This is a genomic window from Geomonas subterranea, from assembly GCF_019063845.1.
GTDB lineage: Bacteria > Desulfobacterota > Desulfuromonadia > Geobacterales > Geobacteraceae > Geomonas > Geomonas subterranea.
The window spans coordinates 2,811,936-2,834,997 of record NZ_CP077683.1; the positions used below are offsets into that span (position 1 = coordinate 2,811,936).

Consider the following 23,062-nt stretch of genomic DNA (forward strand, 5'->3'; position numbering starts at 1 on the left):
TCCTCGCTCCGCAGTCCGAACTCTCACTTCGCACCCTTGATCCTGCGTCCCCACTTCAGGCAATCTTGATTGCCCGCCAACAGGGTAGATTCGATGTCCGCAGTTTCATTGCCTGAGCGTTGTTTATCGAAATTTTGGTGTACAGTTTGGTGTGCAACCTTTGAGGTCGAAAATGGGGTAGTCATCATGTCTACAGCCGTCGTTAAACCTGACTCCCGTTTCTGGCAACGCCCCGTCGCGGCGCTCTTGGAACAGTTGGCCGCAAGTCCTGACGGACTGGGCGGCGCGGAGGCGGCTCGCCGCCTGGCCCGATTCGGCTTTAACCGCATCCATGGAGAGCGCAAAAGGGCTCTGCCGCTGCAATTTCTCGCCAAGTTCCGCAATCCCCTGGTAATAATTCTCCTTACCGCCAGCGCCCTGTCCGCATTCACCGGTGACGCCACCAGCTTCTTCATCATCGGGACCATCGTCTTCATCAGCGTCACCCTCGATTTTATCCAGGAATACCGGGCCGGACAGGCGGCTGAAGGCCTGCGCCAGTCTGTGGCGGTGCGGGCACAGGTGCTGCGGGACGGCAGGGTATCGGAGATACCACTCGCGGAGATGGTTCCTGGAGATGTGGCACTCCTTGCCGCCGGCGATCTGATTCCCTGCGACGGTCGCGTGCTGGCGGCAAAGGACTTTTTCGTGAACCAGTCCCTCCTGACCGGAGAAGCGTTCCCCGTAGAAAAACTGCCGATGGAATTGCCTGAAGAGGCGGATGTTCTCGCCGCTGGCAATACGGTCCTCTTTGGAACATCGGTGATCAGCGGCACGGCCCGGGTCCTTATGTGCCGCACCGGTCAGGACACCGAGCTCGGCGCGATCGCCGACACCCTGCTTGCCAAGGCCCCGCCCACCGCCTTCGAGGAGGGGACGCGCCATTTCGGACTTCTCATCATGCGCATGACGGTGCTGCTCGTACTGTTCGTTCTGCTGGTCAACGCCTTCTTTCACCGTCCCTGGCTCGAATCCTTCCTTTTTGCAGTGGCGCTTGCCGTGGGGCTCACACCCGAGCTTCTCCCCATGGTTGTCTCCGTGACGTTGTCGCGGGGCGGACTGCGTATGGCAGCCCAAAAAGTAATCGTAAAAAGGCTCGCTTCGATCCACAACCTGGGGAGCATGGATGTCTTCTGCACCGACAAGACCGGTACCCTGACCCAGGCCCGCATCCACCTCGAACGCCACCAGAGCCCCTTGGGGAGGGAAAGCCGGCGGGTCCTGGAGCTGGCCTATTACAACAGTTTCTTTGAAACCGGTTTGAAGAGCCCTCTGGACGACGCCATCCTGGAGCACACCGAGATCGACGTGAGCGGCTGGCAGAAGATAGATGAAGTCCCGTTCGACTTCGAGAGGCGCCGGATTTCCGTGCTCCTGGACAACTCCACGACCAGGATGCTGGTCGTGAAAGGCGCTCCCGAAGACATCCTGCGGCTGTCGGAACAGTACGAGGGGGAGAGTGAAGCGGATCGGCGTCAGCTGGACTCTGCAGCACGCCGGGATATCAATGCGCAATTCGAGGCCCTCAGCAACGAGGGGTTCCGGGTACTGGGAATCGCCACCCGTCAGGTCGGCCACGACCATCCCCATGCCGTGGTAGGTGATGAATCCAACCTGATCTTTGCAGGTTTCGCCGCCTTCCTCGATCCGCCCAAAGAGAGCGCCAAGGCGGCCCTGGCCGGACTTGCCGCCGACCGGGTCGCGGTCAAGATCATCACGGGGGACAACGAACTGGTGACTCAGCACCTCTTCGCGCAACTCGCCCTTCCGGTGACCGGGGTACTGACCGGCTCGGAGATCCAGCAACTCGATGACCTGGCGCTATCCGCGCGGGTCGAGCAGGTGAACCTCTTCTGCCGCGTTGCCCCAGCGCAAAAAAACCGGGTCATCCTGGCCCTGAAACGGCGCGGCCACGTGGTCGGGTATCTCGGCGACGGTATCAACGACGCCACGTCCCTTCATTCTGCCGACGTGGGGATCTCCGTGGACGGCGCCGTTGACGTGGCCAAAGCCGCGGCGGACATGATCCTTCTGGAGCAGGACCTGGCGGTGCTCCATGCCGGTGTCCTCGAAGGACGCCGCACCTTCGGCAACATCATGAAATATATAATGATGGGCACCAGCTCCAATTTCGGCAACATGTTCAGCATGGCAGGGGCCTCGATCTTTCTCCCCTTTCTTCCCATGCTGCCGGTGCAGATCCTCCTCAACAATCTCCTTTACGACGTATCGGAACTCCCCATTCCGCTGGACCGGGTGGATGACGATTACCTGAGTCAGCCCCGGCACTGGGACATGAACTTCATCCGCAACTTCATGCTGGTTATCGGCCCGGTCAGTTCCGTCTTCGATTTCCTCACCTTCTACGTCATGCTGGCGGTTTTCCATGCCGGCGAGGCCCTGTTCCACACCGGGTGGTTCATCGAGTCCATGGCCACCCAGGTGCTGGTCATCTTCATCATCCGTACCCGGAAGTCACCGTTCAAAAGCCGCCCCAGCCCATGGCTGGTCGTCTGCTCGCTGATCGTGGTGGCGCTGGCAGGCGCGCTGCCGTTCACTCCTGCCGGCGTTCATCTTGGTTTTGTTGCCGTATCGCCGCTCTTTTTCCTGATCTTGACCGCCATATTGCTGGCCTATCTGCTGGCCGTTGAGGTCGTGAAACAATGGTTCTTCCGACGCTTTGTCACGAGGTGACGTGGCGCTGACAGAGAACGTCCTCACTCCACCGTCGCAGGTGCTCATCTACCCCCGCATTCCTTTGCTGTCAGTCAAGGCTTTCGTCCAAGGCGCTCGCCTGCCATCTGCCCCGCAGTGCATTTTGTTTTTTTCATGATATAAAAAGAACATACTTCAACGTATGCAAGCAGCCCCCCCTGGCCTGTGATGATCCTCGCGGCGAAATGGAGCCTGCTGAGGCCTGCGCCGCGACCACGACGTCGATGTGCAACGCTATCATTTCCGCCAACTTCCCCTACCTGTTCTTTCTTCCTGATAGGCCCGGGTTTCGTACTCATGTCGTTGCCTCGGCTGCATCGAGACTCGGGAAATGAGGCATGGAGAGGTTGGGCAAGAGTTTGAACGTGACCCATTTTCAGATTTGATCAGCAATCAGGAAGTCTCTCGGAGGGAATCATGAAGGTACTACTCGTCTACCCCAAGTACCCCGATACCTATTGGAGTTTCCACTATGCAATGCCTTTTATCGGGAAAAAAGCAGCCTTTCCTCCCCTGGGTCTTCTTACTGTCGCTGCGATCATCCCGGACAGCTGGAGTATGAAGCTCACCGATCTGAACGTCGAGCTTCTTTCTGATGATGACCTGCGATGGGCCGACTATGTATTCATCAGTGCCATGACGGTCCAGAGGGAGTCAGCACGGGAAGTCCTGGCGCGATGCAAAGCTCTTGGGATCAAGACCGTTGCGGGAGGCCCCCTTTTCTCGACATGCCATGACGAATTCCCCGAGGTGGACCACCTGGTTCTCGGCGAAGCAGAGGTCACGCTACCGCGTTTTCTGGCAGACCTCGACCACAAGAAGCCGGAACGCCTCTACCTCTCCGACGAGCGCCCCGACCTCTCCCGTACCCCGATCCCGCGCTGGTCGCTGATCGACATGCGCAAGTACGCGTCCATGAACGTCCAGTATTCACGGGGATGTCCTTTCGACTGCGAGTTTTGCGACATCACCGCGATGTTCGGTCACACCCCGAGAACCAAAACCACCGAACAGGTCATAGCCGAACTGGAGACGCTCTACTCCAGGGGGTGGCGCGGAGGGGTGTTTTTCGTCGACGACAACTTCATTGGAGACAAGCGGAAGCTGAAAGCCGAGGTACTTCCGGCGATGACCGCCTGGATGGAGGCGCACCGGCACCCGTTCTTCTTCTATACCGAGGCGTCCATCAACCTTGCCGACGACCCGCACCTCCTGGAGTTGATGGTCGCGGCCGGGTTCCAGGAGGTCTTCATCGGCATCGAAACCCCGGAAAAGGATTCGCTGAGGGAAACGGGCAAACTGCAAAACGACAACCGCGATCTCCTTGCCTCGGTGCGGTCGATCCAACGGGCCGGGCTCCAGGTGCAGGGGGGCTTCATCGTGGGCTTCGACAGTGACTCGCCGGCCATCTTCGACAAGCAGCTCCGCTTCATTCAGGACAGCGGCATCGTTACGGCCATGGTGGGAATACTGATGGTACTGCGGGGCACCAAGTTGCATAGCCGGCTCGCCAGCGAGGGAAGGATCATCAACACGGCCAACGGGAACAACACCGATACCGCCCTCACATTTGAACCGAAGATGAGCCCGCAGGTGCTGGTGGAAGGGTACCAGCGGCTCGTGAAGACCATATATTCCCCGGATTACTTCTACGAGCGCATCATGACCTTCCTGAAAGAGTACCAGCTCTCCGGACCATCCCCGTTTTCCACGCTGCAGTGGCGCGACCTCAAGGCATTCTTTCGATCCATGCTGTTCCTGGGGATCCTCGGCAAGGAGCGGCTGCACTACTGGAAGGTTTTCGCCTGGACGCTCCTCAGAAAGCCACGGCTACTCCCGTTGACCATAACGCTGACCATCTACGGCTTTCATTTCCGCACCGTTTCCGACCAGATCTGCCCCTACCCCGCGAGCGAGGAGTAGCCGGAACCCGAAGCTGAGAAGATCGGACTCGATCTTAAAGTTCCAAGGCCGAAGTTAAGAACTTCGGGCACGGCCATAAAATCCGGTGGACGAAGTTAACAGCTTCGGGCTTGATCTTAAAATAAGGAGGACTAAGTTAACAGCTTTGGGCTCGATCTTGAAATCCTGAGGCCGAAGTTAAGAACATCCGGTCCAATCTAAAAATCCCGAGCCAGAAGTTAACAGCTTCGGGCTTGAAGTTAAAATCCGGACGACGAAGTTAACGACTTTGGGCCCGATCTTAAAATCCGGACGACGAAGTTAACAAGATTGGGCTCGATCTTAAAATCCGGAGCACGAAGTTAACAAGATTGGGCCCGATCTTAAAATTGTGAGGACGAAGTTAACAAGATGGGGCCCGATCTTAAAATCCGGAGCACGAAGTTAACAAGATGGGGCCCGATCCTAAAATTTCGAGGCCGGCCTTGGCAGGGTTGGCTTCTGTCGTGATATTTGCAGGGTGTGGAGTAGGAGAGATGGCTAAGGAGGGATAGGTTGCAACGAGCGAAGGCCCTGATCCTGAGGATGAGGGCCTTCGGTTTTGGTGGACCGGGATCAAAGGATCCTGAGGCTGATGATGGAGGACCACTCGCTCTGGCCGCTGGGCCCCGAGCAATAGGCCTTGAAATAATACAATTGCCCGGGCTCCAGCCCGGTTAGCTCCATGTTCCGCGACTTGTGGAACGGCCCGACGGTTGACCAGGACTCCGGCAGTGAAGGATCGCCCTTGCAGATCCCCACGTAGTAGGCCATTGCCCCTGGCACCCTGTTAACGGTGATGAGGGCGACGCCCGACTTGCCGTGCTTCGCCTTCGGGTTTTGCGGGGCAGTCACCTCGATGTGGAGCGCCCCCTTGGATGCCTTCATCTTCGGGGGCAGGTCCAATTCGCTGATGAGTGTAGGCTTGTTTTCCGTCACGGACCTGTAGGCCGCCCAGTTGATCAGCATCGTCGTGTGCAGTTCGACCATCGGGCGTGAGGCGTCCCGCTCTACCTTCTTGAAACGGTTGCCGCTCTCGGCCTCCTTAGTGACGGCGAGATGGCCTGCCCCGAGACTCCTGAGTACGTCGAGTTGGCACAACGGTTTCGGGATGGCGCCCTCGCCTTGAAAGTCCTTGTGGCGGGCAAAGGCGTCCGCGAGGTTTATGGCGAAGTTGCCCAGTTCGACGTGCGACATGTCCCGGACGTTGACGTCGACAATATCGAGTAGCGGATGAAGTAGCGACATGTATTACCTCCATAGTTTGAGGGGGAGCCATGTTGCGGTTGGATTACATCCGAATGCGCAAAAAATTAAGCCACGCCAACAATTCGGAGTCAAGAAACTTTTTTAACAGGGCTAGGGGATCGACCGATGCGGGCATCCCGATTGCCTCAGGATTTCTCTCGACGTGTTCCCGTTGGGGGTAGCGTCGGCAGCATCGTTGCTAATGCGGATGTCGTGTGGCAACCTTCCCCAAGTTAGTGTGGAAGTGAACAAGCCATGGCGGAGGAGCCCCATGAGTGACCTGCTTGAGGACCTGCTGGCTTTTTTCTATGCCACCTCAGACGAGCCGGTCTCCTGTGCCCGGTGCGGCAGGAAACTGCCCGTGGGAGAGAAATACGGGGTAAATGAGAACGGAGAGCCACACTGCTTGGACTGCAGTGATCAGGAGGACGAGGAATAAACACCGGAGGGAGCAACCATGAACAGCGACAGCAAGCAATCCCCTCTTCAGCATGCCCCCTGGCTGGACATCGCCCGCAAAGAAATTGGCCAAAAGGAAGTAGTCGGCCAAGAGGACAACCTGAGAATACTTGCCTACCATGCCACGACCACCCTGAAAGCCACCGACGACGAGACACCGTGGTGTTCCTCCTTCGTCAATTGGTGCCTCAAGGAGGCCGGCATAAAAGGCACTGACTCAGCTGCTGCAAAAAGCTGGGTCCGCTGGGGGGTGCCATCGGGACCGGTGCCGGGAGCTATCACCGTCATCTGCAGCAGCAAGGCGACCGACCGCAGTTTCTCAACATCCGGCGCCCACGTCGGCTTCCTCGTCAAGGAAACCGCGACCCACTTCAGGTTGCTTGGAGGGAATCAAAGCAACAGCGTGAAGGAGTCGAGTTTTCCCAAAAAGAGCTGGACCTTGCTGGGGCGACGCTGGCCTGTGAATTGTTAACCATGAGAGTGCGAGATGGTGACATGAAGCTGATCCTCCTTGCGTGGGTAATCGTGGTGCTCCTGTCAGCACCCCCAGTTGCCGCAACCGAGCAGCAGCCACACGACGAGCAACGAGAGGAGCCTCGTCGCGCTATGCCACATCCTCCCCAGTCACCCTTGCGTTTCACGCAGGCAAGAGGGAACGAGCGGCAGTCCCTGGAAGTGACCTATATCGATCCCAAGACCATTGTGTTCAGACTGGCGAAGTCCGGAACGTGCAGTCGACACGAGCAAGGAAGGGCCAAAATCATAAGTAACTGGTGGTTAGGTGCCGAGACGGATGAAAACGAAGCAGGAGAAGCTATCGCCGTGCAGGAGTACACCTTCAGCAAAAACAGCAAATGCAACATCAACTTTCGAATCGACGAAGGGAAATGGGGCCAAGCAACAGTCCGCGAAGCCGCCGCGTGCAACGCGAAGTGTCCCGCGTCAGCAGAACCGATGCATCTTTTCACAACAAAGGAACATCCGTATTTGATAGGGAAATGAAGCCTAACAGATATGTGCATCCTGCACTGAAAATTCGTGCCTACGTGAGGTTCGTATGGTGCATCTGGTTGATTCCGTTGGCGAGGGGGGGCGAAATTACACCATCGATGTTTTACGCGTACAAATCCTACTGAAATCAAAAGGCTATACCATCCCACCTGGTCGCGGTATCTGTGGGACCGCGACCATAGCTGCAATAAAAAAGTTTCAAGCTGCATTCATGTCACAACCTACCGGCTTAATCGAGCCCCATAGCGTTAGCTTGCAAAAACTGACTGATGAAAGCCACGCAATTTATGAATGGAGCGGAGATTCTTCACAATGGTCCCAGGATAAGAAGTTAAAAAGCCTCGCTCCTGACTTACGAGGGAAGGTAGTATTCATCATCGACAAGTTAAGGAGGGATGGATTTTGCCCATCTATTTACTACGGGTGGAGATCCGTAGCCGTTCAATTGGTACTCCATTCTTCAGGCAGATCCAAGGTAAAATTCAGCTTCCACAACGCCCAACTCATCGATGGGACTCCTAATTCCTATGCTGCAGACATCATTGATTCGCGCTTTGGGTGGACCAATCAAGCCGAGATAATGGGTTTCTGGAGTGCACTGGGAAACACGGCAAAATCCCAAGGCCTGATATGGGGCGGAGATTGGAGTAGTTTTCCTGACGTTGCTCATGTTCAGTTGGTTCCCAACTCGTTGTTGCGCACGGTAAAACAGGAGAGTGGGCTATGAGATGGGTCCTGCTGTTATCCCTGATTTTTGTATCCGCGTCTGCCAACGCAGAAGAGGTATGGCTTGTTATTGGTGCAAGTGACCCAACCCCTGCCGGCATAGCACAGAAAGCGAAAAGGTCCGGCCAAGACTCCGGAATCATCATCCAAAGCAGGGACTGTGGAGACAAGAGCAACGTTTTCGTGTGGGCAGTCAAAATAGAGCCATCATCGAAGGCAGCCAAAGAAACCCTCGAAACGTTTCATTTCCCTGGTGCATATATAAAAAAGTGCCAAATAACGCAGGGAAGCCTCCTTGCCTTTAGAGAAAACGTCGTCGATCGGTCTATTGCCGACGTGCCAGCTACAACGGTTAACTGGGAAGATGCCGACCGGGTTTCGAGCATCCAGCCTCTTCAACAGACCGGTCACATAGTCATCTCCCGCTACTACAATGGCAGCGTGGATGACCCGCTCGAGGGCAGAAGAGAGCGAGTGATTTTGATCGAATCAAGTGGCGCTCGGCACCTACTGCAGCAGGAATGTGTCAATCCAGAGGACTTCACCACCACAGGAGGTTTAATCGCTTACCAATGCGTCATAGGGCAGGCTGGGGACCAGTTGCTGCACAATGTTGTGGTTTTTGCCATGGATGGGAAGAAGCTAAAGGAAATCAGAAACTGCAGGAATCCCAAATTGCCCATCAAAGGTTCTGTTGCTTGTCAAAGAGAGTCTGTAGGCGCAGACGGGGCTCTGCGCCTACAGATAATGAATCAGTTTTATTGATGCCGCCCGCCGAACCGCTGGTGATTTCGCCGACGACCAAAACTCTCAGCTGGACCTTGAAGCAGAGGCTGCATGCGTTGGAGTGGCTTCAATTAGCTTGATTCTTCCTACCCTTTAATTTAAATTGCGTCTAACCTGTGGCTCATCCATGCTGTGACGCAAAGGGCGAGAAGAGCGATGCTATCGAAATACGTCAAGCTGTTTACCTCTCTTAACCGCGCTCCGGGCCCGAGTTGGACAGAGGACACAAAACGCAAAGCCCCGCATAAGCCGATCCTGCTCTTGGCAGTGATGGACCTAATACAACGTGGTGTCATCACTGCTCCTTTCATTGATGCCTGCGGTGATTTAGTTGAGTTGAACGAGTTGTTCGGACTTTACTGGTTGCGCATCGTCCCGTTGGGGCAAACGTCCAGCATTGCCTTCCCTTTTTCCCGGCTCGACCGGGAACCGTTCTGGCACCTGCTTCCGCACCCGGGCAAGGAAATAACTCCGTCCATAATAACCAGCACCACTTCAATTACCTATCTACGGAAGCATGTCCTTGGGGCTACGATAGACGATGAGCTATTTCTGCTGATGAAATCAGCAGCAGGCCGAGAGTCGTTAAGGGAAGCTTTGTTGCTGTCATGCTTCTCACAGATGGCGCAGGTGCTGCTTCGCGAGCAGTCGATGATAAACAGCGAGGCGTACGAGTACAGCCGCATACTTGAGGAAAAGTCGCATCTTCCCATGGTGAGAGCAATTGTAGAAGCGAGGAGTTACCGTCCAGCCGCACGAGACCAAGCTTTCCGAAGGGCTGTCATCAAGGCTTATGATCATCGATGCGCCCTGTGTGGCGTCCGGATCATTACGCCCGAACAGCACACAGCTGTTGATGCCGCGCACATCGTGCCGTGGAGCAAAACCCAAAACGACGACATCCGAAACGGCATGGCCCTCTGCAAGCTTTGCCACTGGGCCTTTGACAGGGGAATGATGGGCGTCACGGACGATTACAACGTCCTCACCTCCCGTCAAATAATTGCCGACCCGAACTTTCCCGGTTTTCTGCTCACCTTGAAAGGTAGAGCAATTATTCCGCCGCAGGATCATGCTCTTTGGCCCGCCAGGCATTACCTGTCAGTACACCGGAAGCAATGGCGGTTATAATCACTTCTGACGAACAGTCTTTCTATCTTAGCCCCTCGGAAACGGCACTCTTAAGACGTAGGACTCTATTACTGTCAAGTTCGGAAAATTTTCTAGGCATCTGCTGCTACCACATGCAAGACTACGAATATCCCATACAGTGGAACACCATGGTATAAAGGTGTAGCTATTGAGCCTTTTGAAAGTGATGCTGCAGTGGAGGGGCCGATTGAAAAGATCCTACTATTCTAGTTCGATACATAGCTTCCTGGCAACGCCCACAGAAGCCATCATCGGCATTCTGAGTTCAGAAAGCAACTTCTCCGTTTTACAAACCCAACTGAAGGCCTGGCAATATCAGATCAACTTCCTCAAGGAAGTACTCAGCGAGTATAAGGGCAAGATTTTCTTTGAGTTCTCAATCCCTCGCATGGGAAAGCGAATCGACGTTGTTTTGCTCATAAAAGGGGCTGTTTTCATCCTGGAATTTAAAGTTGGAGAGCAATTATTTAACCAAAACAGCATTGATCAGGTATGGGACTACGGCCTTGATTTAAAAAACTTTCACGAGACTAGCCACAATAGATATATTTTCCCAGTACTTATTGCGACGGAAGCAAAAGCATCATTCGATGCCTCAACTCTAACTCATCAAGCAGATAAGTTATTCGCCCCAATCAAAGCTGATCCTTCTTCCATAGCAGCAGTATTTGCCTCAGCATTAACTTTAGTTGAAGGCGATGAAAATGATACAATTCTCTGGGAAAGTGGGAAGTATCGTCCTACTCCTACAATCATCGAAGCAGCAATGGCATTGTACAATAACCACTCCGTGGCCGACATAATCCGTACAGATGCGTGCGCAATAAATCTATCTAAGACAAGTGGGACATTGTCAGACATCATCACACACTCCAAACAAAATTCGATTAAGTCAATTTGCTTTGTAACCGGGGTTCCGGGAGCAGGCAAAACTCTAGTTGGTCTTGATATTGCCAATAAGCACACAGACCCAGACGACAGCCTCCATAGCGTTTTTCTTTCGGGAAATGGACCTCTGGTTGCAGTTCTTCGAGAAGCCTTAGCCCAAGACAAAGTGCATCAAGAAAAAGAAAAAGGATTCAAAGTTAAGAAAAGTACAGTCCTTGGTGAGGTTAAGGGGTTCATACAAAATGTGCATCACTTTCGCGATGATTGTTTGACCGACAAGACCCCACCTGTAGAGCATGTAGTTCTATTTGAGGAGGCACAAAGAGCATGGAATGTCGAACAGACATCAAGCTTCATGCTACGGAAAAAAGGATGTCCGGACTTCGCTCATTCTGAACCTGAATTTCTTATTTCTTGTCTCGATCGTCACACTGATTGGGCTGTTATCGTTTGCCTTGTGGGCGGAGGCCAAGAAATTAATACAGGTGAAGCAGGTATAGAGGAATGGATCGAAGCGATGATCAACCACTTCCCTCATTGGCACGTTCACATTTCGCCCAATTTGCATGATAGCGAGTACGGCGCAGGGGCGGCTCTTCACCAACTATCGTCTCACCCCTACGTCAACTACAACGAATATCTTCATCTTTGGGTCTCAATGCGGTCTTTTCGTGCAGAAGAGGTTTCTCACCTGATAAAGCTATTACTCGACCAGAACGAAGAAGATGCGCAAGTGACCCAAGCACGTTTGAGCAGCCGATACCCCATAGTTATCACACGTGATATTGAGGTGGCTAAACAGTGGGTAAAGAGGAAAGCCCGAGGTTCTGAACGGTATGGGATTGTTGTTTCTTCACAAGCAGCAAGACTAAAACCACTTGCAGTGGATGTGCGGACTCCAGTGGATCCAGTTCATTGGTTTCTAGACGATAAAGATGATGTGCGTTCTAGCTACTACTTAGAGGACGTGGCTACAGAATTTCAGGTGCAGGGCCTTGAATTAGATTGGGTTTGCGTCATTTGGGATGCAGACTTCCAGTACGCACCCTTAGGCTGGCAATACCGTTCCTTCTGCGGAAGTCGCTGGAATGAAATCCGCAAAGAAGAGCGGAAAAAGTATCTTAAAAACGCTTATCGCGTCATTTTAACGAGAGCACGACAGGGGATGGTGATAGTCGTCCCCAAAGGGGACAAAGAAGACAAAACCCGTCCCCCTCATTTCTACGACACCACATTCAATTATCTTCAACAGATCGGGTTTCAGGTTTTAGAAAATGCAGCCGGTGTAGGCGCGACATGATCCTGTCGTAAAGGGACTACAGAGAGGACCCGCGAGCGACTTTATTCCTTTACTTTTCTCATGTTGACTTGTACCCCACCACACCGGCGGGTCTAGGACACACAGGACCTCTTTCAAGAGTCTTCAGTTTTTCTTTTGAAGCCCCCCCTTCTCCAGAAACATGTTCCTGGCGTGCCTTGGGCACGAACTTCTTGTTTTAATAACCGTGGTCAAGGCTGAGAACCTTTGTCACACGACTGCTGTCAAAACAGATCCCTTGCATAAACTCGTTGGGGCCGAAGTTGTAAAGCCATATCTCGGGACAATCCCTGTTGCCGCCAAATCGACTTACGGGCTGTGCGCACTTCTCTAACACCTCTTGCTTTGAATCTCCTTTCGTTGCCAGGCCGTTATTGCACCGGCACGATTCGAACACATTCATACCTGTATGCGCCTTTGCCGCCGCGTTCATGGCAATTACAGCGAGATTAGGCGGTTGTGCGGCCTGTACAGGTACATTTACTCTCTGCGTGACTGGTTGGGACGCTAAAGGGGAAACTGCTGAATAGTCTTGCACCGGTGCTGTCTGAACAGGTGCTGATTCACTTTTTTCTCGGTGTCTAGCGGGGACAATTACCACCTCATTTCCATTTTTGTCCGTGTAATGCTCGTAACCATCCGAAGTCGCCTGTGGAACCGGCTGTTCAACTCTAACCTTTGCCGGCTGTATGGGATTCACTACAATTGGAGCAGGGCTTCCAACTCCAAAGATCAGACTGGTGAGGTTGACTTTTAAAAACGCTGAACCTGCCACCATTATGAATATTGCAATGCCTAAAACGTTCCCCAAAGCACTGCTTACCTTCGATTTATGCCTCACTGCCGTAAACCTCCCGATCTTACCTTTTGATGTGGTGCAGCACTGTGAAAAAATGCATCCTTTATAACAAATACGCGATGTTTCAGAAAGTCTTTATATTAGAACATTCTCCGTCTGCTTTAAGTCCGGCCCGCCTGCCAGATCGGCTCCCTGGTCGGGCATCTTTTGACCCAGGGGACGAAACCACTACCCGAGTGCAACTGGCCAGGGAGATATAGGTGATTGCGGATCACCTGGAGATTCACTACACGTCAGTCAGTAAGATCGTGAAGAGGAGCCTTCTTCTGGTGGGCAAGGATAAGTGGGGGGGGGAGGCGGGCTTCCCCCGAAATCACCACAAATAGGGGACGAAAGAGTATACTGAATCGAAGGCCACTTTTGGAAATCAGCTAGATAATTGAGAAGCAGAGGAACAAGCCATGGCGGTTGGATGGTCGCGAGATGGGGCGGTGCAGGAGCAGATAGATGCCACGGTGGCATCCGCAGTCGAACGGGCTAAAAGCCGTTTGCCTAAGGGCGAAAGTCTCACCCATTGCGAGGAGTGCGAGGTTCCCATTCCTGAAGCGCGTCGCAAGGCAATTCCGGGAGTTCGATACTGCGTTGCCTGCCAATCAGAACTAGAAAAGAAGGAGAAGGCAGCTGCGCTCTACAACCGGAGAGGCAGCAAAGATAGCCAGCTGAAGTGAGTACGGATCTGATCGAGGGGTAACGACTCTGATGGGGACAGTGCCTTTGCATGGGCGCAGATGGAAAAAGCCGGACAGCTTCGCTGCCCGGCTTTTTCCGTTGCTCATAGATGTGCTCCCCTCACTGCACCAACCCGGCTTTTACTGCAAACGGATCCCAGCTCGGGTCCCGATGGGCTTCGTACTCGGTTAAGCGCTCCAGCCAGGCGGCGATGTCCTTGCCGTACAGCCGACCGATGACCGCAAGGCTCATGTCCATGCCGGCGGAGATGCCGGATGAGGTGACGACCGTGCCGTCGTCCACCCACCTCGCCTTCTTGACCCACTGCACTTTCGGCCCGGGCTGGGTCGAATCCTTCCAAAACATCTTGTTGGTGGTGGCCGGACGATCATCCAATATACCGGCTGCTGCCAGCAGCGAGGCGCCGTTGCAGACGGACATGACCAGCTCTGTCTTCGCCGCCCGCTCCCGTAACCAGTTCAGGGTTTCACGGTCCTGCAACTGCGCTATCGCTCCGATACCGCCCGGCACCAGCAGGTAGTCCAGTCGCGGGGCATCGCCGAAGCCGAAATCCGCCACGGTCTTCGGCCCCTGGTTCGAGGCGACTTCGCCCCGCTTGGCCGCTATGGTGACCACGCGGACAGTCACCCTCTTCTCTTCGCCTCCCCACACGACGGCCGGGATGTGCTTGAGGTTGCCCCACATTTCCATCGGCCCGTAGGCGTCAAGCATCTCGAAACCGGGGTAGATCAGGACCCCGATGGTCTTCACTGTGCGCGCCGGGCTTGGGCGCAAATCCACCAGCGGCTCCTGGGACGCCGGCTGCTTCTTGTCGGCGGCGATGGCGGGCACCGCAGCCGCCAGGAACACCGGCAGGATGAGAAAGCGCAGCAGGATGTTTCGTATGTCGATCCTTTTCATAGATTCTCCATGGGTCTAATTTATCCGGTCTCCGACCGGAATCTCGCCCGGTACTGACCGGGGGTGATCCCGAAGCGGCGGGCAAAGGTCAGCCTTAGGTGTTCGCCGGACTGGAAGCCGCACTCCCGGGCGACGGCTTCCACTGACTGGCTGGTTTCCTCAAGGAGCTTGACTGCCGCTTCAAGCCTTATCTGTTCGATGAAGCGGGCCGGCGTGGTGCCGACCTCGCGTTTGAAGATGCGGGCGAAGTTGCGCAGGCTCATGGCCGCGTGGGCGGCCAGGGTCTCGTTGTCCAGGTCGCGCCGATAGTTCTCCTGCATCCACTGCAGCGTGGGAGCCAAGGAACCGCCTTCGCGGAACTGGGCCAGGAGCGGGGTGCTGAACTGGGACTGCCCTCCCGGCCGCTTGAAATAGAGCACCATCAGTCGGGCCACGTCGAGGGCCAGGCTCTTGCCGTGATCCTCCTCGACGAGAGCCAGCGCCAGGTCTATGCCCGCGGTTATCCCTGCTGAGGTGTAGACGGAGCCGTCCTTGGCATGGATGGCGTCCTCATCGACCTCGATCTGCGGGTGGCGGCGCCGCAGCTGTTCCGCCCTGCTCCAGTGGGTCGTGGCACGCCTGCCGTCCAAAAGTCCCGCCCGAGCCAGGATGAAGGCCCCCGTGCAGATGGAGCCGACCCGCCGCACCACTGGCGCCATCTGCCTAACCCAGTCGACCAGTTCCTCCGGCGCCTGCTCCGCCGCCGGGCCTCCCGGCACCAGGAGGGTATCGATGCCGCTGCAATCGCCCCAGGCCCGGTCGGAGAGAAGCCGGATGCCGGAGGAGGTGACGATGATGCCGTCCCCGGTCTTGGCGGCTATCTCGATGCGGTAGAGCGGTTCCGCCGCGCCACTTTCGCACTGGATATGGTTGGCAAGGGCGAAGACGTCCAACGGGCCGGTGACGTCGATTACCTCGGCCCCCTCGTAGGCGACCATGGTAATCAGGCGCAGAGTTGCGTGTTCTACAGGCGTACACGTGCTGAAACGTTTCATGCCGCCCACATTAAACGAACGCCGTGTCTGGCACAATGACAAATAACACGACTTTTCGGCCAGCGATGTGGAGTTCCTTTCGGCGGGGGAGATGGGATAAAAGCACATTGTGACATCTTCGAGTCCCCTGAATGGAGGCGTCGGGGCGTCGGTGCCAGGTCTTGAAATATAAGGCAGTACTGCTACCATTCCCCACCATGGCGCACGCGCACCTTTCCGATACTAAACTACGGTGTACAAGGAGGCTGCAAATGGGTGTTCAGGCGGTAAACACGTGGCTGACCATTGAACCTGGCGCTGATCCTGGCAAAGCGGTCCTGACGGTGGGCTATGATCTGGCGATAACTGAGAATGCCTATAAAAGCGACTGGCTAGTCCGTGTGGATGTAATGGGATATGACGCAGCTGGAGATGAGGAAGGGACGAAGGCGCCGGACATATTGTACACGTTCCAGTTCCCAGGAATCCTGAACGGCTACCTTTTCAAGGCGGATGGCCCTACCCGGAAGGAACGGAAGAGTCACACGGTGGAGCTCGCCTACCAGGCGTTAAACGAGGATCCAGGTGTCACCAGGAAAGTCGTCATGTTCCCTGGAGGCAAAAAGATCACCGTTGCCATTCCGCACACCGATGAAATAAGTTGCAGGATTTCCACTTCGAACTTTGCCTGGACCAACCAGGTGGTGCTGCGAATCTGAAAGAAAAACCATTGGCCACGGAGAAAATCTGAGGAAATCTGAGAGAGGCGAAAAGCCAAACCCACGACTTCGGGGGGGTAAAGCCCGACATCCGAGACTCCGGCGGTCACGTTGTGCTAACGGCCGCTGTAAAAGAGCGGGACGCTCGCACCGAGGCCGTGGACGACGCTGGTGAAGGCGTTGCGGTTCTCCAGCTTGTCGTGGCCGAAACGCTCTTCGAAGAGGCGCCGGATCATCGGTATCCGCGACGTGCCACCGGTGAGGAACACGGTGTCGATCTGATCGCGCCCGACTCCCGACCTGCTGATCACTTCGTCTATGCAGTTGGAGATCCGGCCCAAGTTTTCCCGGTTGATCGCTTCGAACTCCTCTCTCGTGATCCCTTCCTCTAGAACCAGACCGCGCTCCTTGAAGCTGATTTGCGTAGCGTCCTGCTGCGACAGCTCGCATTTCGCCTTCTCGATGCACTGGAACAGGAAGAACCCGTAGTTGTCGCTGATGAGATGCTCCAGGTTTTCCAGGGCCTGCCTGTCCGTGGCGGCGTTCTTGATGAGCCTGATCTGCTCCCTCGTCTTTCTCGCCCGCAGGAGCGGGATCCTGTGCCACTGGCACAGCGTGTAAATGATGCTGTGCGGGATGTCGAACAGCTCGTTCTTCCCCATCCCCTTGTATTTCACGCCGCGGCCGAAATACTTGGCCACCTTCTCCCACATGATCTGCGAATCGAACTTATCGCCGGCCGTATAGACGCCTCCGATGGAGAGGACGTCGGCACGCCGGTCGGCCCGGGCAAAGTCTCCCCCCTTCACCCGGATAACGGTGAAGTCGGAGGTTCCGCCGCCGAAGTCGCCGATGAAGACCAGCTTTTCAGCTCCGGCGGGAAGGGTCTCTTCGTAGGCGAGGGCGGCGGCTATGGGCTCGAACTGGAAATGGATGTGGCGAAAGCCGGCCTTGCGCGCCGCCTTCTCCAACCGCTGCTGCGCCAGGGCGTCCTTTTCCGGGTCTTCGGAGAAAACGACCGGGCGGCCCAGGACAACGCTGTCCACGGGAGCGCCGACGTACGCTTCCCCCTTGGCCTTGATCCTCCTCAAGATGATGGCGACCAGGTCCTCGATGCCGTACTTCTTGCCGAACACCTCCGTCCCCTCGAAGCTGCGGTTGGGGAGGAAGGTCTTTATGGACTGCATGAAACGCCCGGCAGCCCCCTCGTTGACGTAATGGCTGATTGCCTCCTGGCCGGCGAAGATCTCGTCGTCTTCGTTGAAGTAGAGGACCGAGCGCATCAGCGAGCGGTTGGCGCTTGATTCGTCGATGTCGACGACTTCGACCTTGCCGTCGCGGTAGATGGAAAGGGCGGAATTGGTGGTGCCAAAATCGATGCCGAAAACTACCTTCATGCAGACTCCAAAAAGCAAGGGCGGGTCCCTTGGGAACCCGCCCGGAGAAATAATATAGGTGAATGTTGTAGCAGAAAGGCGCGGGCGGTGGCAAGTTGTAAACACCAAAACCGTTGGCCACGGAGAAAATCTGAGGACATCTGAGAGATGCAAAAAGAGAGTTCAGCGGGAGGAAATCAGTTCGATTCGATCGCTGGCGTGACGGGTATGCCTTCCAGGTAGAGGGTGTCGGCACTTAGGTCGGCATCGTTGTCCCACGCCACGAAGTAGCCGCCGTTACGGGCGGTCTTGAAGATAGCGACATCTTCCAGCTCCCTGAACGCTTCACTTTGCAGCAACGGTCTTACATCATATTTACGCACTTCTCCGTTGGTAAAGCAGACATCAAGTGTCCAGTCTTCGTTTGTGCTGATCCAGTTAATCCTTCTCATTCACTCAAGTCCTTTTACCTTAAAGACAGTTTCACCTTCTACAGCTAATCGCCAGTCGGCCAGCAGCTCGTCTTTGTGAATTTCCATCCAAGCTTCCACGAGCTTTCGCTTTGCGGGAGGAAGCGAGCCATCAAGGATGCTGCCATCCTCAATAGCAAAAACAGCAACGTCCCCTTGGTATTCAGCGTGAAGATGGGGAAGGTGGTGCTGCTGATAGTCCCTGTAGAACATTCTGATGATAATCCCGAAGAACATAGAAATTGTCGGCATCCGTCCAACCTCCTGCCCCTAGGGATACATGCTGCCGATCACCAGACAGCCCAAAAGTAACCCATCTTGTTGAACTTTGCAAGGTCACCCCGAAATAGTTTCCTCAAGGAAGTAGGGCAAGGAACCGTACTTGCTAATGTATCAGTGGCGTGGCAACCTTCCCTTCGTGCCCTGATCCCTTGGGCAATGGTATCAGCAAAGGAATCACCCTTGACAGGCGGGCAGCAACACCACCGGCAAATGAGGGAAATAAGATGCTAGAGCTGAGGATTGGAAGTTCGGGGGCGGAAGTTATCCAGTTGCAGAATCTTCTTAACCGACATCTGCCCCACTTCCAGGTGCTTAAACCAGACGGCATATTCGGCCCCAGAACAGAAGCTGCCGTCCGGCAATTCCAATCATTTGCTGGAATCTCAGTAGACGGGACCGTTGGGATTAAGACTTGGCGGGCTCTGGATCATGGAGTAACCACTACATCTGATGTAAGTCCCGTACCTTTTCATGATGCCATCTGGCTGAAAATAGCTGCTGCTGAAGTCGGACAACGAGAGTTTCCTGGCTCACCAGCTAACCCAAGAATAATAATGTACCACGGTGCGACATCTCTCCGAGCAACAAGTGATGAGGTGGCGTGGTGTTCCGCCTTTGTCAACTGGTGCCTGAAACAGGCCGGCATAGCGGGCACCAACTCGGCGGCCGCAACAAGCTGGCTGCACTGGGGGCAGATGACATGCCCAAGACCAGGTGCTATTACGGTTGTCAGAAAAAACACGGGCCAGAACCACGTTTCCTTCTATATCTCCGAGACGAAAGACTATTACAAGTTGCTGGGTGGAAACCAGGCGGAACAAGTTAGAATCTCGAATTACTACAAGTCACATTGGCTTGCGCAGGGGCACCGATGGCCAAAGCTCCCGCATCTCTAGGAGGTACCCATGCTTGGACGCGTAATAATCATCGCCTATTTTATTGCGTTTGCTCTTGTGACCAGTGCAGAGGCAACCAGCGATGCGCAGCTTTTCTGGAACAGATTCAGGCAGGCAGTATTAAGCGGAGACAGTGCCAGCGTGGCAACAATGACGAAGTTGCCGTTATGGGTGCGCGGGCCGGATGACAATGATCCTGTAATGTACTATGGCGGACAAGACTTAGACAGAGTTTTGAGGCGGCTTCTCAATCAGGAAGTGTCCATATTGCAGGCAGGGAAAATCACGACCCGTAGCATGCGAGAAGTGATAAAGGAAAAGACCACTTTAAGTCCTAAGGACCTGCAGGTGCCAAATAGCCTATCAGTTGAGCTTTTATATTTTGAAAAAGTAGCTGGAAAATGGTTCTTAACCCGCGGGTACCTAGAAGATGGCTCATACTGAAGTTCCCTCGGTGTCACCAGGATCGAATGCGGTACTGAAGCCTTTAGAACCAATGGCAGCCGAACTGTTTTCAGATCTTCACGTTCTGCTCGGCACATCATTCTGAAGAAGCTGACCGCCCAAATCTTGCGCGTACATTGCATGTGGTGCAACGGGTAACACGAGAAAATGAAAAGGGCGTAGCCTTTATCGGCTACGCCCTTTGATTTCTTTTGGATAGATACAGCACTAGAGTTGATCGGCGATGATACGGGCTACATCTTTCCCTCCGAAGGGAAGACCCCCCATATCTCCCCTACCGTTCTCTCACGGGCAATCAACCGCAGCTACGAGGAGGGTGGAACCAGGAACGCGGGCAAGGAGGCCTTCAACGACAGCAAGAAACCGTACTTCGTCATGAAGCCGTGGTCTCCCCAGGACCTGCGCCGCACCGCCCGCACCAACATGGCCCGGGTTGGGGTGCGCCTACGTCATCAGGGAGTCTATTCTGCTTCCCACCTCTCCCTCAACTCGTCAAGGGTGGGTGGAGGTCCAGCCTTGCGAACTCGCAGTTCAAGCCCCAGGTAGTCGAGTACCCGTATCACCTTTCTGATCCCGATCTCTTGCACTATGCCGGCCTCAAGCTGGCTGATGGTGGCCCGGCTCATGCCGAGTTCACGTGCGATCTGCTCTTGCGTGAGCTTCCGGAGTTTGCGGACTCTGCGTATTTCGTGGCCAAGTTCGAATAACATGCCGTGCACTGTATTTGATACATAACTGAACTGCAACTGCGAAATGAATTACATATGAAACACTGCAGGGCATAAAGTCATATGAAATAGTGCTGAACAACCCATATGAAATGCTGTCGGAAAAAACCTGTTTGCCTTGATCAGTGGAGCGGCGGAATCTTGCAGTGGGCGACGAACGAAATCCCGGCGGAAGGCTCGGGCGGGATCGGGGTGGGAGCAAAAACGTGGCGGCCCCCTGGCTTTTTGGGACCGGCCGCGAGACGGATTAAGGCTGTCGGTTTTTTCAGTTTCAAGCTTGCTTATGCAAAATAAGTAAAGTATATATTATTTAAACCAACAAAATAAGGAGAAACACGCTTGATAGCATCCAGTGCGGAGCTTATCGCCGTCCTACGGCAATACAATCCTTGGTGGTCGGGGGGGCGGTTTCAGGATTTGCCAACCTGGCGTAGAGCTGCATTCCGAGAAGTCAATGACTGGCTCAAAGACCCACCGGCGGGACGAGCGTTGCTTCTTTCCGGAGCACGTCAAATAGGCAAGACCACCCTGCTCCTTCAAGCCATCGACGTTTTGCTCGACCAGGGGGTGCCACCTACCAACATTCTCTACGCAACCTTCGATCACCCACTGCTTAAGCTGATCGGCCTGGACGGGTTGTTACGTCTATGGCGTGAATTCGAGCCGGCTCGCGAAGGTGTCGAGTACCTGTTCCTGGATGAGATCCAGGCCACAAAGGACTGGCAGGTCTGGCTGAAGCATCAGGTGGATTTCGAGAAGAGGCGCCGGATAGCGGTTACAGGTTCGGCGACTCCCCTAGAGACCGAAGGACTGGAGTCGGGAGTCGGGCGCTGGCATACGATCAGGCTCGCCACCCTTTCCTTTTATGAATACCTTCAGATTCGTAACGATCCGGTGCCCCAGCTCCCTGCGGTCTCCACCTTCGTCGATCTCTTTGAAAAGAGCCCAAGCTGGTTTGCCCGCATAGGCGAAGATTCGAGACCGTTGACTGCCCTCTTCTACGAGTACCTGCTTCGCGGCGGCTTCCCCCAGAGCGCACTGGTCAAGAGCATTCCGATGGCTCAGAAGCTTCTGCGCGAAGACATCGTGGACAAAGTTCTGAAGCGTGACATGACCGCCCTTTTCGGTGTACGCAGGGTGCTGGAACTTGAGCAAACTTTCCTGTACCTGTGCCTGCACGACGGCGGACTCCTCGACATGCAGACGCTCTGCAAGAACCTGGAGGTTAAGAAGCCGACCGCGGTTAACTTCATCAACCTGTTGGAAGCCACGCACCTTATCTATCGCCTGCTGCCCTTCGGATACGGGAAGGAGATCTTGAGGGCAAAGGCCAAGGTGTACCTTGCTGACGCCGCTATTGCCCCAGGCGTACTGCTGAAAGGAAAAGGGTTGGTCGAGGATGCAGACGAGTTAGGAAAGGCGGTGGAAACCGCTTTCTTTAAGCACGTCTTTACCCGGTACTACCAGAGAAGCATCTCGTTTTCCTACTGGCGCGGAGGAAAGAAGGACCAAGAGGTCGACATCATCGCCGATGTGGGCGGGCGCCTTATACCTTTCGAGGTGAAGTACAAAGGCAGCAACGTGGGGAGCGGAGAGCTTAAGGGAGTGGTCGAGTTTTGCAGGGAGCACAAGGTACGTCGTGCCTATGTGATTACCAAGGATGCTGCCGACTTCGGGGTGCTGAGGCTTGCGGGAGGCGAGATCGAGGTGCTGAAGATCCCTGCCCATCTGGCATGTTACTGGCTAGGCAGGTCCGAGCTAGAAGCGACTGAACTGCAGGAGATAGATGCGTGACAAAACACTCGGCGCAGAATTCTAAACCCGCGCGATCTACAAGGCCAAGGCGCCCTACCCGCCCCCGGCCTGCCCCACAGCAACGAGAACGAAAACCGGGCTGTGTTTCTGGCCTTGCGCCCGGAGATCAAGCAGGCGCTCGACGATGGGTGGCCTATTTTCAATCATCTGGAAGACACTGCACGAGGAGGGGACGGTGACCTTCGGTTACGACTCGTTCCGGCGCTACACGAAGCATTTGATCCTGACGCCGCCCAGCCAAAATCCGAAACATCTGGAACAACCGCTGGCCCGACCAGGATGGTAAGATCCAAAACTGAAACACCCCCAATAAGCGGCTTTACCTTCAACCTAAAAAAGAAGATCTGATCCGACGGTCTACCGCCAAACTGGATACAAAAACGGATACACGAGGGCAAAATCAACGAAAAAGGGCTTAGCCGTGATTGGCTAAGCCCTTTGATTTTCTTTGGAGCGGGAAACGGGATTCGAAGGCCTCCAAAAGCAAGTAGCTGCCTCGAAGGCCACCAACAATATCATACTATTACAAGTAGTTACCCAAAACTTCAGTGTGTCAAAAGTCCATT

General features: G+C 54.8%; 22 protein-coding genes. 14 read left to right on the forward strand and 8 right to left on the reverse strand.

From position 1 onward, the window contains the following. The first annotated feature begins 186 nt into the window (after positions 1-186). Together mgtA and KP001_RS12205 are read left to right on the forward strand one after the other, a co-directional pair. Complete coding sequence (gene mgtA, locus KP001_RS12200) at positions 187-2,733, forward strand: magnesium-translocating P-type ATPase (RefSeq protein ID WP_217285913.1); 2,547 nt, start codon at positions 187-189, stop codon at positions 2,731-2,733. Between the two features lie 438 nt (positions 2,734-3,171). Beyond that, positions 3,172-4,677 carry a B12-binding domain-containing radical SAM protein gene (locus KP001_RS12205; RefSeq protein ID WP_217285914.1) on the forward strand — a complete coding sequence of 502 codons (1,506 nt, stop codon included), beginning with the start codon at positions 3,172-3,174 and terminating at the stop codon, positions 4,675-4,677. A 594-nt stretch (positions 4,678-5,271) separates the two neighbouring features. Here the strand turns inward: KP001_RS12205 and KP001_RS12210 are convergent. Beyond that, entirely contained in the window at positions 5,272-5,943 is a 672-nt protein-coding gene (locus tag KP001_RS12210; RefSeq protein ID WP_217285915.1) for a fibronectin type III domain-containing protein, read from the reverse strand. Between the two features lie 271 nt (positions 5,944-6,214). On the opposite strand from KP001_RS12210, the gene KP001_RS12215 reads away from it, so the two are divergent. The 7 genes from KP001_RS12215 (at position 6,215) to KP001_RS12245 (ending at position 12,265) form a co-directional block, all read left to right on the forward strand. After that, complete coding sequence (locus KP001_RS12215; protein ID WP_217285916.1) at positions 6,215-6,382, forward strand: hypothetical protein; 168 nt, start codon at positions 6,215-6,217, stop codon at positions 6,380-6,382. An 18-nt stretch (positions 6,383-6,400) separates the two neighbouring features. Further along, positions 6,401-6,874, forward strand: coding sequence for a TIGR02594 family protein (locus KP001_RS12220; RefSeq protein WP_217285917.1), 474 nt, complete (start codon positions 6,401-6,403; stop codon positions 6,872-6,874). A 23-nt stretch (positions 6,875-6,897) separates the two neighbouring features. Beyond that, positions 6,898-7,404, forward strand: a complete 507-nt coding sequence (locus KP001_RS12225; protein ID WP_217285918.1) for a hypothetical protein — start codon at positions 6,898-6,900, stop codon at positions 7,402-7,404. Positions 7,405-7,459: 55 nt separating this feature from the next. Next, a complete protein-coding gene (locus KP001_RS12230) occupies positions 7,460-8,140 on the forward strand; it encodes a M15 family metallopeptidase (protein WP_217285919.1) in 681 nt (226 codons plus the stop codon). Further along, positions 8,137-8,904 (forward strand): hypothetical protein, encoded by a 768-nt coding sequence (locus KP001_RS12235; protein ID WP_217285920.1) that lies wholly within the window; start codon positions 8,137-8,139, stop codon positions 8,902-8,904. The genes KP001_RS12230 and KP001_RS12235 overlap by 4 nt, the downstream gene beginning before the upstream one ends. A 177-nt stretch (positions 8,905-9,081) precedes the next feature. Continuing rightward, entirely contained in the window at positions 9,082-10,056 is a 975-nt protein-coding gene (locus tag KP001_RS12240) for an HNH endonuclease (RefSeq protein WP_217285921.1), read from the forward strand. A gap of 208 nt (positions 10,057-10,264) precedes the next feature. Then, positions 10,265-12,265 carry a DUF2075 domain-containing protein gene (locus tag KP001_RS12245; RefSeq protein ID WP_217285922.1) on the forward strand — a complete coding sequence of 667 codons (2,001 nt, stop codon included), beginning with the start codon at positions 10,265-10,267 and terminating at the stop codon, positions 12,263-12,265. A gap of 196 nt (positions 12,266-12,461) precedes the next feature. Here the strand turns inward: KP001_RS12245 and KP001_RS12250 are convergent, their stop codons facing one another. Continuing rightward, positions 12,462-13,124, reverse strand: a complete 663-nt coding sequence (locus KP001_RS12250; protein ID WP_217285923.1) for a DUF2845 domain-containing protein — start codon at positions 13,122-13,124, stop codon at positions 12,462-12,464. 419 nt (positions 13,125-13,543) lie between these two features. On the opposite strand from KP001_RS12250, the gene KP001_RS12255 reads away from it, so the two are divergent. Continuing rightward, positions 13,544-13,810: a DksA/TraR family C4-type zinc finger protein gene (locus KP001_RS12255; protein ID WP_217285924.1), complete on the forward strand. Its 267-nt coding sequence runs from the start codon at positions 13,544-13,546 to the stop codon at positions 13,808-13,810. Positions 13,811-13,931: 121 nt separating this feature from the next. On the opposite strand, the gene KP001_RS12260 is transcribed toward KP001_RS12255, so the two are convergent. Continuing rightward, positions 13,932-14,732: a DJ-1/PfpI family protein gene (locus KP001_RS12260; RefSeq protein WP_217285925.1), complete on the reverse strand. Its 801-nt coding sequence runs from the start codon at positions 14,730-14,732 to the stop codon at positions 13,932-13,934. A gap of 20 nt (positions 14,733-14,752) precedes the next feature. Beyond that, complete coding sequence (locus tag KP001_RS12265) at positions 14,753-15,766, reverse strand: GlxA family transcriptional regulator (RefSeq protein WP_217285926.1); 1,014 nt, start codon at positions 15,764-15,766, stop codon at positions 14,753-14,755. Positions 15,767-16,017: 251 nt separating this feature from the next. Between KP001_RS12265 and KP001_RS12270 the strand changes: the two genes are divergently transcribed. Then, the gene (locus KP001_RS12270) at positions 16,018-16,464 is read left to right on the forward strand and encodes a hypothetical protein (RefSeq protein WP_217285927.1); all 447 of its coding nucleotides are present in this window, start codon (positions 16,018-16,020) and stop codon (positions 16,462-16,464) included. A 116-nt stretch (positions 16,465-16,580) separates the two neighbouring features. Here the strand turns inward: KP001_RS12270 and KP001_RS12275 are convergent, their stop codons facing one another. From KP001_RS12275 to KP001_RS12285, 3 genes are all read right to left on the reverse strand, one after another. Then, positions 16,581-17,861: an Hsp70 family protein gene (locus KP001_RS12275; protein WP_217285928.1), complete on the reverse strand. Its 1,281-nt coding sequence runs from the start codon at positions 17,859-17,861 to the stop codon at positions 16,581-16,583. A gap of 176 nt (positions 17,862-18,037) precedes the next feature. Beyond that, on the reverse strand, positions 18,038-18,292 hold the full coding sequence (locus KP001_RS12280; RefSeq protein WP_217285929.1) for a DUF2442 domain-containing protein: 255 nt from the start codon (positions 18,290-18,292) through the stop codon (positions 18,038-18,040). Continuing rightward, the gene (locus KP001_RS12285) at positions 18,293-18,562 is read right to left on the reverse strand and encodes a DUF4160 domain-containing protein (protein WP_217285930.1); all 270 of its coding nucleotides are present in this window, start codon (positions 18,560-18,562) and stop codon (positions 18,293-18,295) included. 254 nt (positions 18,563-18,816) lie between these two features. On the opposite strand from KP001_RS12285, the gene KP001_RS12290 reads away from it, so the two are divergent. Further along, the gene (locus tag KP001_RS12290; RefSeq protein WP_217285931.1) at positions 18,817-19,488 is read left to right on the forward strand and encodes an NlpC/P60 family protein; all 672 of its coding nucleotides are present in this window, start codon (positions 18,817-18,819) and stop codon (positions 19,486-19,488) included. Between the two features lie 9 nt (positions 19,489-19,497). Beyond that, a complete protein-coding gene (locus KP001_RS12295) occupies positions 19,498-19,932 on the forward strand; it encodes a hypothetical protein (protein WP_217285932.1) in 435 nt (144 codons plus the stop codon). A gap of 482 nt (positions 19,933-20,414) precedes the next feature. Here the strand turns inward: KP001_RS12295 and KP001_RS12300 are convergent, their stop codons facing one another. Further along, complete coding sequence (locus KP001_RS12300) at positions 20,415-20,663, reverse strand: helix-turn-helix domain-containing protein (protein WP_217285933.1); 249 nt, start codon at positions 20,661-20,663, stop codon at positions 20,415-20,417. Positions 20,664-21,020: 357 nt separating this feature from the next. On the opposite strand from KP001_RS12300, the gene KP001_RS12305 reads away from it, so the two are divergent. Beyond that, the gene (locus KP001_RS12305) at positions 21,021-22,475 is read left to right on the forward strand and encodes an ATP-binding protein (RefSeq protein WP_217285934.1); all 1,455 of its coding nucleotides are present in this window, start codon (positions 21,021-21,023) and stop codon (positions 22,473-22,475) included. The last annotated feature ends 587 nt before the right edge of the window (positions 22,476-23,062 follow it).

Coding starts and splice junctions, on each gene's coding strand:
- mgtA (WP_217285913.1), top strand. CDS start 187: ATGTCTACAGCCGTCGTTAAACCTGACTCCCGTTTCTGGCAACGCCCC.
- KP001_RS12205 (WP_217285914.1), top strand. CDS start 3,172: ATGAAGGTACTACTCGTCTACCCCAAGTACCCCGATACCTATTGGAGT.
- KP001_RS12210 (WP_217285915.1), bottom strand. CDS start 5,943: ATGTCGCTACTTCATCCGCTACTCGATATTGTCGACGTCAACGTCCGG.
- KP001_RS12215 (WP_217285916.1), top strand. CDS start 6,215: ATGAGTGACCTGCTTGAGGACCTGCTGGCTTTTTTCTATGCCACCTCA.
- KP001_RS12220 (WP_217285917.1), top strand. CDS start 6,401: ATGAACAGCGACAGCAAGCAATCCCCTCTTCAGCATGCCCCCTGGCTG.
- KP001_RS12225 (WP_217285918.1), top strand. CDS start 6,898: ATGAAGCTGATCCTCCTTGCGTGGGTAATCGTGGTGCTCCTGTCAGCA.
- KP001_RS12230 (WP_217285919.1), top strand. CDS start 7,460: ATGGTGCATCTGGTTGATTCCGTTGGCGAGGGGGGGCGAAATTACACC.
- KP001_RS12235 (WP_217285920.1), top strand. CDS start 8,137: ATGAGATGGGTCCTGCTGTTATCCCTGATTTTTGTATCCGCGTCTGCC.
- KP001_RS12240 (WP_217285921.1), top strand. CDS start 9,082: ATGCTATCGAAATACGTCAAGCTGTTTACCTCTCTTAACCGCGCTCCG.
- KP001_RS12255 (WP_217285924.1), top strand. CDS start 13,544: ATGGCGGTTGGATGGTCGCGAGATGGGGCGGTGCAGGAGCAGATAGAT.
- KP001_RS12260 (WP_217285925.1), bottom strand. CDS start 14,732: ATGAAAAGGATCGACATACGAAACATCCTGCTGCGCTTTCTCATCCTG.
- KP001_RS12265 (WP_217285926.1), bottom strand. CDS start 15,766: ATGAAACGTTTCAGCACGTGTACGCCTGTAGAACACGCAACTCTGCGC.
- KP001_RS12270 (WP_217285927.1), top strand. CDS start 16,018: ATGGGTGTTCAGGCGGTAAACACGTGGCTGACCATTGAACCTGGCGCT.
- KP001_RS12275 (WP_217285928.1), bottom strand. CDS start 17,861: ATGAAGGTAGTTTTCGGCATCGATTTTGGCACCACCAATTCCGCCCTT.
- KP001_RS12280 (WP_217285929.1), bottom strand. CDS start 18,292: ATGAGAAGGATTAACTGGATCAGCACAAACGAAGACTGGACACTTGAT.
- KP001_RS12285 (WP_217285930.1), bottom strand. CDS start 18,562: ATGCCGACAATTTCTATGTTCTTCGGGATTATCATCAGAATGTTCTAC.
- KP001_RS12290 (WP_217285931.1), top strand. CDS start 18,817: ATGCTAGAGCTGAGGATTGGAAGTTCGGGGGCGGAAGTTATCCAGTTG.
- KP001_RS12295 (WP_217285932.1), top strand. CDS start 19,498: ATGCTTGGACGCGTAATAATCATCGCCTATTTTATTGCGTTTGCTCTT.
- KP001_RS12300 (WP_217285933.1), bottom strand. CDS start 20,663: ATGTTATTCGAACTTGGCCACGAAATACGCAGAGTCCGCAAACTCCGG.